Annotated in this window: 11 protein-coding genes; 7 read left to right on the top strand and 4 right to left on the bottom strand. The window is 71.4% G+C overall.

All coding sequences use genetic code 11. The features are described from left to right. Positions 1-229: 229 nt before the first annotated feature. Together ACFQO7_RS04130 and ACFQO7_RS04135 are read left to right on the top strand one after the other, a co-directional pair. Positions 230-1,642: a choice-of-anchor P family protein gene (locus tag ACFQO7_RS04130; protein ID WP_376805121.1), complete on the top strand. Its 1,413-nt coding sequence runs from the start codon at positions 230-232 to the stop codon at positions 1,640-1,642. Positions 1,643-1,936: 294 nt separating this feature from the next. Then, positions 1,937-2,557, top strand: coding sequence for a class I SAM-dependent methyltransferase (locus ACFQO7_RS04135; protein WP_376805321.1), 621 nt, complete (start codon positions 1,937-1,939; stop codon positions 2,555-2,557). Between the two features lie 54 nt (positions 2,558-2,611). Here the strand turns inward: ACFQO7_RS04135 and ACFQO7_RS04140 are convergent, their stop codons facing one another. Next, complete coding sequence (locus tag ACFQO7_RS04140; protein ID WP_376805122.1) at positions 2,612-3,496, bottom strand: hypothetical protein; 885 nt, start codon at positions 3,494-3,496, stop codon at positions 2,612-2,614. A gap of 211 nt (positions 3,497-3,707) precedes the next feature. After that, entirely contained in the window at positions 3,708-5,906 is a 2,199-nt protein-coding gene (locus ACFQO7_RS04145) for an MMPL family transporter (protein WP_376805322.1), read from the bottom strand. Positions 5,907-6,186: 280 nt separating this feature from the next. On the opposite strand from ACFQO7_RS04145, the gene ACFQO7_RS04150 reads away from it, so the two are divergent. The 5 genes from ACFQO7_RS04150 to ACFQO7_RS04170 all read left to right on the top strand — a co-directional run bounded on the left by ACFQO7_RS04150 (position 6,187) and on the right by ACFQO7_RS04170 (position 9,595). Continuing rightward, positions 6,187-6,768 (top strand): TetR/AcrR family transcriptional regulator, encoded by a 582-nt coding sequence (locus tag ACFQO7_RS04150; RefSeq protein ID WP_376805123.1) that lies wholly within the window; start codon positions 6,187-6,189, stop codon positions 6,766-6,768. A gap of 173 nt (positions 6,769-6,941) precedes the next feature. Further along, entirely contained in the window at positions 6,942-7,241 is a 300-nt protein-coding gene (locus ACFQO7_RS04155; protein WP_376805124.1) for a muconolactone Delta-isomerase family protein, read from the top strand. A 189-nt stretch (positions 7,242-7,430) separates the two neighbouring features. Beyond that, positions 7,431-8,138 (top strand): SDR family NAD(P)-dependent oxidoreductase, encoded by a 708-nt coding sequence (locus ACFQO7_RS04160; RefSeq protein ID WP_376805125.1) that lies wholly within the window; start codon positions 7,431-7,433, stop codon positions 8,136-8,138. 33 nt (positions 8,139-8,171) lie between these two features. After that, complete coding sequence (locus ACFQO7_RS04165) at positions 8,172-9,203, top strand: NAD(P)H-dependent flavin oxidoreductase (RefSeq protein ID WP_376805126.1); 1,032 nt, start codon at positions 8,172-8,174, stop codon at positions 9,201-9,203. 29 nt (positions 9,204-9,232) lie between these two features. Next, on the top strand, positions 9,233-9,595 hold the full coding sequence (locus ACFQO7_RS04170) for a Cif family virulence factor (protein ID WP_376805127.1): 363 nt from the start codon (positions 9,233-9,235) through the stop codon (positions 9,593-9,595). Positions 9,596-9,602: 7 nt separating this feature from the next. Here the strand turns inward: ACFQO7_RS04170 and ACFQO7_RS04175 are convergent, their stop codons facing one another. Further along, positions 9,603-10,850, bottom strand: coding sequence for a sensor domain-containing phosphodiesterase (locus ACFQO7_RS04175; protein ID WP_376805128.1), 1,248 nt, complete (start codon positions 10,848-10,850; stop codon positions 9,603-9,605). Positions 10,851-11,063: 213 nt separating this feature from the next. After that, a complete protein-coding gene (locus ACFQO7_RS04180; RefSeq protein WP_376805129.1) occupies positions 11,064-12,098 on the bottom strand; it encodes a zinc-binding dehydrogenase in 1,035 nt (344 codons plus the stop codon). Positions 12,099-12,142 lie beyond the last annotated feature (44 nt).

Consider the following 12,142-nt stretch of genomic DNA (forward strand, 5'->3'; position numbering starts at 1 on the left):
GAGGTTCCGGCGACTCCTGGCGATTCCCACCGGATCATTGAACACTGCGCCGCCGATCACTCGATAGGGCGTATGCGCCCTCCCCCGATCGGATTACCGCCGGGGCGCGCAGACGTGGGCCGCGCACGCTCTGCCATAGCAGATCATCTATGGTCTGGGATGTCTCATCTGTGCCACATCGATGCGGTGTAACGATCTCTAGCATCGAAATTCGCATTGATTCCCATTCATGGAGGTGTGCCTTGAAGCGTGCGCTCATCGCACTCGTCGCGGCCTCGGCACTGGTCGCGACACCCGCATTCGCCGTCGACGGCAACCTGCCCGGCGGCACCAGCATCACCGTCGCCATCGCCACCCCGGCCGACGGCGCCGAGGTCGCGCCCGGCCCGGTCACCGTCACGGGCACCGCCTCGGTGGGCACCGGCGTGCCCGTGGCCGACACTACGCTCATCTATGTGCTGGACGCCTCCAGCAGCACCGGCAATCCCGGGGCGACCAGCTGCTCACCGGCCCGGCCACGGACGGCGACGCCGACGGCGTACGCGACATCGAAGAGGTCATCTCGTCGACCTTCATCAACGGGGTCGCCACGTTCACCAACAAGAACGTCGGCGGCGGCCAGACGAACTTCGCCGACGCCATCGCCAAGGCGCGCACCGTCGCCGAGGCCTCCACCCGGGCCCGCAAGATCGTCGTATTCATGTCCGACGGCTTCGCGGTCGGCGGCGGCAGCATCAACGTGCCGCTGGCGGGCATCCCGGACGACATCGACATCTACACCTTCGCCGTGGGCGGCGGCGCGAACTGCACCAACGCCGGGCCCAACAACGAGGGCAGCCTGGAGCAGATCACCGCCGCGACGGTCCCGGGCGGGCACTGCGTGCAGGTCACCGACGTCGGCTCGCTGCCGGCGATACTGCCCGGCGTCATCGGGTCCAGCCTCAGCACCCTGTCGATGCAGGTCGACGGCGGGGCGTTCACCCCGATCGGCAACGCCGCGATCACTCCCGACCTGCCGCAGGACGGGCCGGTGAACGTGAGCTACAGCGTCGCCACCCCCGCGCTGGCCGTCGGCAGCCACGAGATCTGCGTACGGGCCGACGGCACCGACGGCGGCGGGGCCGGCCAGGTCACCGACTGCCACGCGGTCGTCGTCAACGGCCCCGGCGGCGCGTTCGCCCTGGAGGCGACCGGCCTGGTCAAGATCCCCCGTACCCCGGAGGCGGTCTGCCCGCCCGGCGCGACCAAGACCCAGGTCGCGGTCAACCTGCCCCCGCTGGTGACCACGGGTGCCCTGAACGCGAGCTGCGCCGCCACCGGCGGCACCACCACCGCGCGGGCCTCGGTGGACGGGGCGACCCTGCTCGGCGGAGCCATCCAGCTCAGCGCCATCTCCAGCACCTGCACCGGCAGCGGTAGCGGCGTCAACCGGTCCTCGCAGGTCGTCGGCACCATCAACGGCACCCCGATCAGCGCCGGCCCGGCCGCCATCGGCATCCCCGGCGTCGCCACGGTCCACCTCAACGAGAGCACCACCGCCCCCGGCGGCCGCCTGGTCCAGAACGCCGTCCGCGTCGAGGTCCTCGGCCTCCTGGGCATCGTCACCCAGCAGATCGTCCTCGGCGGCTGCTACATCGGGTAGCAGCCGCCAAGATCGTCGCTAAGGGGAGTGGGGTCAGCCTTTGGTGCCGGTGAGGGTTACGCCCTGCTGGGCAGCGTCACGTACGTTGATCATGAACTTATGGCACGGCTCGTCGGCGTGTCGCTGCCATAAGTTCATGATCAACTTGGGTGGTGGTGGTGGTGTGGCGGCGGGCGCGGCATTCGGTTTGCTGGAATAGCAAGGTTGGTTGCGGGTGGTCGGCCGCGGGCGGCAGGGTGGGCGGCGGAGGTGGTCACCGTGGCCGATACGCAGGAGCAGCAACCGATCGAGATCATGTTCACCGCGGAGTTCTGGGACGAGCGGTATGGCTCCAAGGACCGGGTGTGGAGCGGGAACCCGAACCCGCACCTGGTCACCACCGTCGCCGGGCTCGCGCCGGGTGACGCGCTCGACGTCGGCAGCGGCGAGGGCGCCGACGCCGCCTGGCTGGCCGGCCAGGGCTGGCGGGTCACCGGCGTCGACGTGTCCACCGTGGCGCTGGGGCGCGCCGCCGCGCACGCCGTCGAGCGGGGCGAGCAGGTCGCCGAGCGCATCAGCTGGCAGCAGGTCGACGTGCTGTCCTGGGACCCGGCACCTGCTCAGTACGACCTGGTGTCGGCGCAGTTCATGCACCTGCCCCGGCCCGCGCTGGAGGCGCTGCACCGCCGCCTGGCCGCAGTGGTACGTCCCGGCGGCACGCTCCTGATCGTCGGACACCACCCGTCGGACCTGGACACCGCCATCGGCCGCCCCCGCATGCCGGAGCTGATGTTCACGGCGGAGCAGGTCGCGGCCACGTTGGACGAGCGCGACTGGGAGATCCGCGCCGAGACCCCCGGTCGCGAGGTCACCGACCCCGACGGCAACCCGGTCACCATCCACGACGCCGTGTTGACGGCGGTCCGCCGGGGCTGAACCGGGTGACCCGCTGGGCTCGATCGCGCCGCAGCGGGTCCCGGTGCGGCGTGGTCAGGCCACGTAGCCGTTGAACACGTGCACCCCGTCAGCGGAGGCGGTCTCGCTGGCCCGGTTCGTGTTGAAGTACAGCTTGCCGTCGCTGATCCCGACTCCTTCGATCTCGAACAGCTCCGAGTACGCCGAGGAGGTGATGCGGAAGGACAGGTCGGTGGCGGCGGGCGCGGTGCCGGTCGTCGTCGGCGACACGTTCCGGTACACCAGCACGATGCTGCGGTTGTCCTTGGTCAGCGGGTAGTAGAGGACCTTCTTGGCCGCGTCGTAGAAGATCCCCTGGGTGAGGAACGTCCCCAGGTCCGCCACCGGGGCACCGTTGACCAGGGCACCTTCGACCTGCAGGTCGAACGCCTTCGTCAGGTCGACGGTCCCGGAGGAGGCGCGCAGCGGCAGGCTGCCGTTGTAGATCGTGCGTCCGCTCTTGAACAGGAACGTGATCGTGGTGCTGCTGACCGACACCCGGTTGATCCCGGACGGAGCGAAGGCGGCCCCGTTGAGCCGGACCTGGTACGACCCGGCGTGGTAATAGGTGGTGCCGTCGTAGCGCAGCCGCACGAGCTGCGGCCCGTTCTCCTTCATGGTGACGACGAACAGGTGGTGCTGAGCGTCGATGTCGACGATCGTCATGTCGTTGCCGTGCCCCAGCCAGGTGTTCGTCGTTCCGCCGTTCGTGCCGTTGGTCATCAGCACGCGCTCGCCGGTGGTCTTGTTGACCCGGTAGATGACGGACACGTCGTCGACATTGGTGTGGTTCTTGACGGAGTACAGGTAGGTCGATCCGGCGGCGAAACCCTGCACGCCGGTGCAGCAGCTGGTGTTCGGTGTGTCGGCGATGTCGGTGTACGTGTTGTAGTAGGCGGCCTGTGCGGCCTGCCCTGTCACGGCCAGTAGCCCGAGAACCAGGGCTGTCGAAGTCGCCAGTCGTGCACCAAGTCGCATGTGTTCCTCCCCGCAGTCGTGACGATGTGGGCCCGGTGCCCCGAAGATCGTCGAGTGCAGGCTATGCCGCGCGGTCAGAGCGGGCAACGCGGGACGAACACGGCGAACGGCTGCGGCGTACGGGAGAGACCCGTACGCCACAGCCGTTCGTCCGTCAGACGCCCGCGGCCACCGGCTCGGGCACCGGCTCCTCGGCCGGGCGCAGCTTCTCGCCCTCCACGTCCACGTTGGGCAGGATGCGGTCCAGCCAGCGCGGCAGCCACCAGGCGGCCCGGCCGAGCAGCGACATCAGCGCCGGCACGATGGTCATGCGGACCACGAACGCGTCCACCAGCACACCGAACGCCAGCGCGAAGCCGATCGACTGGATCAGCGTCTCACCGGAGAACACGAACCCGCCGAAGACGCTGATCATGATGATGGCGGCGGCGGTGACCACCCGGGCGCCGTGGCGGAAGCCGGTGATCACGGCGTCGCGGGCCGGCGCGCCGTGCACGAAGTCCTCGCGCATCCGGGTCACCAGGAACACCTGGTAGTCCATGGCCAGGCCGAACAGGATGCCGATGAGCAGCACCGGCAGCATGCTCATGATCGGCCCGGTCTCCTGCACGCCGAACACGTCGCCGAGCCAGCCCCACTGGAACACCGCGACCACCGCGCCGAACGTCGCCGCGACGCTGAGCAGGAAGCCGAGCGTCGCCTTCAGCGGCACCAGCACCGACCGGAACACGAGCAGGAGCAGCAGGAACGCCAGCCCCACCACGACCGACAGGTACGGCAGCAGCGCCTCGTCGAGGCGGGTGGACACGTCGATGGCCAGTGCGGTGACGCCGGTGACCGCGATGGTCGCGCCGGTCCCGGCGGTGATCGCCGCCCGCTCGTCGCGCAGCGTGTGCACCAGGTCGGCGGTGGCCTCGTCGTTCGGACCGGTCTTCGGGATGACGGCGAGCAGGAGGGTGCGGCCGTCGGGGCTCACCCCGTTCGGGGCGGCGTAGAGCACGTTGTCCACTCCGGACAGGCGGGGGACGAGCTGGCCGATGGCGGCCTGCGGGTCGGCGCCCTCGGGCAGGTCGGCCACGACGACCAGCTCGCCGTTGAAACCCGGCCCGAATCCGGCGGTGACCATGTCGTACGCCTTGTGCTGGGTGGTGTCGGCAGACTGCATGCCGTCGTCGGGCAGGCCGAGGCGCAGGTCGGCGGCCGGGATCGCGAGCACGCCCAGCGCGGCCACGGTCAGCACCAGCACGGGGATGCGGAACCGTACCACGAACCGGGCCCAGCGCTCGCCCATCGGGACCGGGCCGCTGTCGGACTCCGGATCGGGGGTGGCGTGCCCGAACAGGCGGCCCTTGATCAGGCGGTCGCCGGTGAAGCCGAGCAGCGCGGGCAGCAGCGTCACCGCGACCAGCACCGCCACCGCGACCGTGGCCGCCGCGGACAGGCCGAGGCCGGCCAGCAGCGGGATGCCGACGATGGTCAGCGCGGCCAGCGCGATGATGACGGTGAGCCCGGCGAACACCACGGCCGAGCCCGCGGTGCCGACGGCCCGCCCGGCGGCTTCCGCGCCGTCCTTGCGTACCAGCAGCTCGTGCCGGAACCGGGAGACGATGAACAGGGCGTAGTCGATGCCGACGGCCAGGCCTAGCATCAGCGCCAGGATCAGGCTGTTGGAGTTGATGTCGACGAAGCGCGACGCGATGGCGACGCCGGACAGGCCGATGCCGATCCCGGCGATCGCGGTGAGCAGCGGCAGCCCGGCGGACACCAGCGAGCCCAGGGTGACGATGAGCACCAGCGCGGCGATGGCGATGCCGATGACCTCGACGACGCCGGTCTTCGGGTTGGCCCGCAGCGCGTCGCCGCCGACCTCCACGGTCAGCCCCGCCTCGCGGCCGAGGGCGGCGGCGTCCAGCAGGGCGGCCCGGTCGCTTTCGGTCAGTTCCATGCCCTGCACGCCATAGGTGACGTGGGCGAAGGCGTAGCGCAGGTCGGGGGAGAAGGTCTTCGCGGTGTACGGGTCGATCACCCGCGCGACCTGCGGCGCGGTGTTCAGCGCGCCGACCACGCGGCCGACGGCCGCCTGCATGTCCGGGTCGGTCATCGTCTTGCCCTCGGGCGCGGCGAACACGACCCGGGCCCGCGCCCCGCCCGCGTGGGCCTCGGGGAAACGCTCGCCGAGCTGGTCGATGGCCCGCTGGGCCTCGGTGCCCGGGATGCTGAAGTCGTTGGACATCTTGCCGGAAAGCGTCGCCGCGCCGGCCCCGGCGAGCCCGAGCAGCAGCACCCAGAGGCCGAGGACGAGCCAGCGTCGGCGGTAGGAGAACCGGCCGATCCGGTAGAGGAAGGTCGCCACGTCGAGTACTCCAAACGGGGGATGGGTGGCTGTCATCGCGGCGAAACATGCTGTTCACGTGCATTTTCGGGGGTCGCCGCACCACGGCCGACCCTAGCCGTTCGGCAAGGAGTGAGCAAGCCGATCGGCAAGGAATGAACCTGTCGATCGGCAAGTTTTCAGCTTGCCGTTCGGCTGGTTTCCAGCTTGTCGACCGGCTAGGCGGAAGGGCGCTGATCAGCTAGATTTGCTCAGGACGGGTGACTTCCCCCGCCGTCGTTGATCTGGTAAGGAGGGTGCCGTGAGAGCTGCGACACACGCCGACTCGCGCGGCCCGGAGCGCACCCGGCAGCGACTGCTGGACGAGGCCTGCCGGCTGTTCGCCATGCACAGCTTCGCCGGCACCTCGCTGCAGATGATCGCCGACACCCTCGGCGTGACCAAGGCGGCCGTCTATCACCATTTCAAGACCCGCGACGACATCCTGACCGCGGTGATCCAGCCGGCCATCGAGGAGATGCACGCGATCATCGCCGCGGCCGAGGCGCAGCGCACCCCGACGGCTCGCGCCGACGCAATGCTGTCGGGCCTGGTCGACCTGACCGTCAAGCACCGCGGCCTGATCGCGATGATCGGCACGGACCCCGGCGTCACCAGCGCGCTGCAGAGCCACCCGGACGTGATGGAGCTGTTCCGCCGCCCCGGCGAGCTGATGGCCCTCGACGGCTCTGCCGAAGCCGAGATCAACGCGACGCTCGCCCTGGCCGGCATCGCCACCACCGCCTCCTCGCCCGTGATGCAGCACCACGACGCCGACGTGCTGCGCCACCACCTGCTCGCGGCCGGCCGCCGCATCCTCGGCCTGCGCGCCCGCAAACCCTGACTCCGCCCGCCGCCCACGCCCCGGTCCCGCGCCGCGTACGCTCAAGATCGCCCGATGTGCCGGGCACCTGTTCGTATCTTGAGCGTGGATACGCACATCTGCCCGGCAAGTCCGATGGTCTTGGCGGCCGGTCGCGGTGCCGTGACCGGCTGGGCGGCGGAAGGAGTGCTGCGGTGGAGTACCTGGTGGACATGCGGACCACGGTGCCGGAGGGCACGACCGAGGAAGGGGTCGCCGACATGCGCCGTCGCGAGGCGGCGCGGTCGGCCGAACTGGTGGCGCAGGGCAGCCTGCTGCGGCTGTGGCGGCCGCCGCTGGCCCCGGGGGAGTGGCGGACCTGGGGGCTGTTCCGTGCGGACGACGCGGACCAGTTGGAGACCGTGCTCGCGTCGATGCCGCTGCGCGCCTGGCGGACCGAGGAGGTCACGCCGCTCACGCCGCACCCGAACGACCCCGGCCAACCGCCCCGCTGACCAGGCACGGGTCCTGGCCCGCGCACAGGCACGGGTCCCGGCCGGCGCACAGGCACGCGGGATCAGGCGCGGGTCCTGGCAGGCGGCTGCGCTCGCGGGGCAGGTGGGCGCACGCTTAGGGCATCCGGTTCGGCGCCGGTCGCGTCGGGCTGCTCGGCAAGCCGCAGACCACCAGACAGGGACCATCCCATGAACATGCAGAAGGTCGCCGTGGTCACCGGCGCGTCCCAGGGCATCGGGGCGGCGCTGGTGGCCGCGTACCGCAAGCTCGGTCATGCCGTCGTCGCCAACTCGCGGTCGATGCCGGCGAGCACTGATCCCATGGTGCTGTCCGTGGCCGGCGACATCGCCGACCCGGGCGTCGCCGCCCGTGTGATCGACGAGGGCCTTGGCGCGTTCGGCCGCATCGACACGCTGGTCAACAACGCGGGCGTGTTCGTCGCCAAGCCGTTCACCGAGTACACGGCCGAGGACTACGACCTGGTCACCGGAGTCAACCTGCGCGGGTTCTTCGAGATCACGAAACGGGCCGTGGCCGCGATGCTCGACCGGAGCGGCGGCCACGTCGTCAGCATCACGACCACCCTCGTGGACCACGCGAACTCCCAGGTGCCCGCCGCGATGGCCGCGCTCACCAAGGGCGGGCTCAACGCGGTGACCCGATCGCTGGCCATCGAGTACGCCACCCGCGGCATCCGGGTCAACGCCGTCGCGCTCGGTGTCATCCGCACCCCGATGCACGCGTCCGACGACTACGCCGCGCTCGCCGCCCTGCACCCCGTGGGCCGGGTCGGCGAGGTGGACGACGTCGTGGACGCCGTCCTCTACCTCGACCGCGCCGGTTTCGTCACCGGTGAGATCCTGCACGTCGACGGCGGCCAGAGCGCCGGGCACTGAGCCGCACCGCGTCCACCGGGGAGCCGAAGAACGATGAGCAGCGCATTCATCCGTACGCTGGGCGTCGACCTGCCGCTGATCGCCGCGCCGATGGCCGGCGGAGCCGGCACGCCCGCCCTGGTCGTGGCCGCCGCCCGCGCCGGTGGCCTGGGCTTCCTCGCCGCCGGCTACAAGACGCCGCAGGCGCTCGACGCGGAGATCACGGCGGTCGGGGCGGCGGGGGTGCCGTTCGGGGTGAACCTCTTCGTGCCCAACCCCGTGCCGATCGACCCCGTCGCCCTGCGCCGCTACGCCGACCTGCTCGCCGCCGAGGCCGACCGGCACGGCGTCACCCTGGACCCGGTGCCCGTCGAGGACGACGACCGCTGGCATGACAAAGTCGACGTGCTGCGCGCCCGGCCGGTGCCCGTGATCAGCCTGACCTTCGGCATCCCGAGCCCGGCCGACCTGGCCGTGCTGCGCGCCACCGGGGCGCTGCTGGTGCAGACGGTGACCAGCCTCGACGAGGCGAAGGCGGCCGCGGAAGCGGGCGTGGACGCGCTCGCCGTCCAGGCCACCGCCGCGGGCGGCCACTACGGTGCCTTCGACCCGTCCGCACCGGTCACCGGCACCGCGCTCACCGACCTCGTCGCGGCCATCCGGCACGCCGTGGACCTGCCGCTGATCGCCGCAGGCGGACTGTCCACACCGCAGGACGTGGCCGCCGCCGTCCGCGCGGGTGCGGACGCCGCCGCGGTGGGGACCGTCCTGCTGCGCAGCGACGAGGCGGGCACCTCCGCGGTGCACCGGGCCGCGCTCGCCGACCCGGCCCGGACCGGCACCGTCGTCACCCGCGCCTTCACCGGGCGTCCCGCCCGAGCCCTGCGCAACGAGTTCACCGACCGGTACGGCGAGCTCGCCCCATACGGCTATCCCGCCGTGCACCACCTCACGGCGGGCCTGCGCCGGGCGGCCGCCGCGGCCGGCGACCCCGAGCGGGTGCACCTGTGGGCGGGCACCGGCTACCGGCAGGCCTCTGACGGACCGGCCGCCGCGATCCTCACCGGCCTGGCCGACCGGCTCTGACCGCACGAAGCGACCCGAGGGAGAACGACATGACCGCCGCCGAGGACCAGATCCTGACCACCGTGCTCGACCGCTGGAAGTCGGCCGTCGACGCCCACGAGCCGCAGCGTGTCGCGGAGAACTTCACCCACGACGCGATCTTCCAGGGCCTGCATCCGTACACGGTCGGACCCGGCGGCGTGGCGGAGTACTACGACAGCCAGCCGATCGGCATGACCGCCGCGTACCGCCTGCTGGAGACCCGCCGCCTCGCCGACGACGTGGTGCTGGGCTACCTGGCCGTCGACTTCTCGTTCACGGACCGTCCGACCAAGAACGTCTTCCTCTGCGTCATCGTGCGCCGGGTCGGCGACGACTGGCTCGTCGCGCACTACCAGGTCTCGCAGCTGTGAGCCGCGGTCAGGAGACCGGGGCCAGCCTGCTCAGCAGCGTGCGCGCGGCCTCGGCGACCAGCGACCGGTCATAGCTGATGATCACGTCGAATTCGCGGTCGGCCTCGCGGGTGGCCGTGGTCGGCAGCTGCCGGGCGAACAGGCCGCCCGAGAAGTAGCTGCCCAGCACGATCACCGACCACTCCCCGATCAGCGGGTCGTCGTCGGACAGCGGGCCGCCGCGGATGCCCGGAGCGGGCTGCGGGGTGACGCCGTGGCCGAACACCGCGGTCAGCGCCCCTTTGCCGGCGATGGACAGGTAGCGCTGCCGGGTGTGCTCGGTGAAGTACTTCGCGTCCTGGAACGCGCCGAGCAGCACCGACGCCTCGGGCGCGTGCTCGCTCATGCTCTCCAGGTGGTTGCTGAGCGGAATGAGCTGCCGTTTCGTGGCGCGGGTGGCGCGCCGCCGCCGCCGGGCGACCTCGAACGGCGTACGCGCCCCCGTGTCCGGCGCGGTGCTGTACGGCAGGTCGGTGTCCGGCCGTTCGAACTGTCCGGGCAGCGGGCCGGGCCGGCCCAGCAGCCAGCCCTGCCCGAGCGTCGCGCCCATCGAGATCGCCGCCGCCAGATGCCGTTCGGTCTCGATGCCCTCGGCGAGGATGATCGCGCCGGTGCGCTCGGACTCGGCCAGCACCGCGTTGACCACCTGCGCGGTCTCGTGGGTGGGGCGGCCCTGCACCACGTGCCGGTCCAGCTTGATGATCTCGGGGCTGAGCAGGGCGAGCAGCGACAGGCTCGCCGGGTTCACGCCGACGTCGTCCAGGGCGATGCGGGTCGACTGTCCGCGCACCCGGGCCACGGAGGTGAGCAGCGCGGCCGGGTCGTCGGACAGCGAGCGTTCCGTGATCTCCATGACGACCTGCAGCTCGCGCATGGCCGTGTCGATGGTGTCGACCAGCCCCGGCGGGCAGGCACTGCCCATGGTGGACGGCTCGACGTTGACGAACAGCGGGACGTCCCACGGCAGGCACGCGGCCATCGCCGCCCGGAACGCTGCCGCGCGGGCCACCCAGTCCAGCTCGGTGAGCCGACCGGCGCGCTGGGCCTGCGCGAACAGCTCGGCGGGGTTGCGCAGCTCGGAGCCCGCCGGTCCGCGCGCGAGCGCCTCGTAACCGGCGACCCGGCCGCTGCGCAGCGCGATGACCGGCTGGAAGACCGGGTAGACGGCGCGTTTGGTCACCGTGCGGTCGAGTTCGGTGGGCCCGTCCTGCGTCACTGTGTCACCAGTCCCGCCACCTTATCTGTGCGTTTGTGCCGGTTGTAAGGCTAACGGCCGAACAGCCTCCGGCCCGGGACTTCCGCGTACTCCCAGGGTGATCTTCACGGGCGCGCGGCCGGATGCTGCACTTTCCGGGAAATTGCTGCTATATCAAATCAAAATCCTACAAACTTCTGAAAGTGCGGACCGCGCCTGCTGCTTTGATCTCGGTCAGGGCCGGATGAGGACCTTGAGGGCGGTGCGGTCGGCCATGGCCCGGTAGCCCGCGGGCACCTCGTCGAGGCCGATGACGGTGTCGAACACCCGGCCGGGCTCGACCTCGCCGGCGAGCACGTCGGGAAGCAGTTCCTCGATGTAGGCGCGGGCCGGGGCGATGCCGCCGGTGAGCGTGACGTTGCGCCGGAACTCCTCGAAGCCCATCGGCACCTCCGGGTACTGCGGCGCGCCCACCCGGCTCACCGTGCCGCCCGACCGGGCCACGGCGAACGCCGTCTCGATGGCCGGGCGCAGGCCGACGCACTCCAGTACGGCGTGGGTGCCGTCGCCGCCGGTCAGCTCCAGGACCTTCGCCACGCCCTCTTCGCCGCGTTCGGCGACCACGTCGGTCGCGCCGAAGTCCCGCCCGAGGTCGGTGCGGCCCTGGTGGCGGCCCATGAGGATGATCTGCTCCGCGCCCAGGCGCTTGGCGGCCAGCACCGCGCACAGGCCGACCGCGCCGTCGCCGATCACGGTCACCGTGGTCCGCGGGCCCACCCCTGCGGTCACGGCGCAGTGGTGGCCGGTCGGGAACACGTCGGACAGCGACAGCAGGGAGGGCAGCAGCGCCGAGTCCTCGCCGACGGGCAGCTTGACCAGCGTGCCCTGGGCCTGCGGTACGCGTACCGCCTCGCCCTGGCCGCCGTCGACGCCGTTCGCGCCCCAGAAGCCGCCGTGCCGGCAGGAGGTCTGCAGGCCCTCCCGGCAGAAGTCGCAGGTGTTGTCCGCCCAGACGAACGGCGCGACCACGACGTCGCCCGCCTTCAGCCCGGAGACGTCCGCGCCGGTGTCCTCGACGACGCCGAGGAACTCGTGGCCGATGCGGTCGCCCTGCTCGCTGGCGGGCCGCGACCCGTACGGCCACAGGTCGCTGCCGCAGATGCAGGACCGCAGTACGCGTACCAGAGCGTCGGTGGGTTCGTGCAGCACCGGGTCGGGCACGTCCTCGACCCTGATGTCACCGGCACCGTAGATCAAGGTGGCTCGCATGGCTCTCCCCGTTCCGCGATCTTCGCAGGCCCGACCTGGTCCAA

Origin of the sequence: Catellatospora aurea (assembly GCF_042663325.1) — a bacterium.
Lineage (GTDB): Bacteria > Actinomycetota > Actinomycetes > Mycobacteriales > Micromonosporaceae > Catellatospora > Catellatospora aurea.

Bases quoted from the DNA above. Each gene is read 5' to 3' on its own strand.
- ACFQO7_RS04160 (WP_376805125.1), top strand. From the start codon at position 7,431: ATGAACATGCAGAAGGTCGCCGTGGTCACCGGCGCGTCCCAGGGCATC.
- ACFQO7_RS04130 (WP_376805121.1), top strand. From the start codon at position 230: ATGGAGGTGTGCCTTGAAGCGTGCGCTCATCGCACTCGTCGCGGCCTC.
- ACFQO7_RS04170 (WP_376805127.1), top strand. From the start codon at position 9,233: ATGACCGCCGCCGAGGACCAGATCCTGACCACCGTGCTCGACCGCTGG.
- ACFQO7_RS04135 (WP_376805321.1), top strand. From the start codon at position 1,937: ATGTTCACCGCGGAGTTCTGGGACGAGCGGTATGGCTCCAAGGACCGG.
- ACFQO7_RS04180 (WP_376805129.1), bottom strand. From the start codon at position 12,098: ATGCGAGCCACCTTGATCTACGGTGCCGGTGACATCAGGGTCGAGGAC.
- ACFQO7_RS04165 (WP_376805126.1), top strand. From the start codon at position 8,172: ATGAGCAGCGCATTCATCCGTACGCTGGGCGTCGACCTGCCGCTGATC.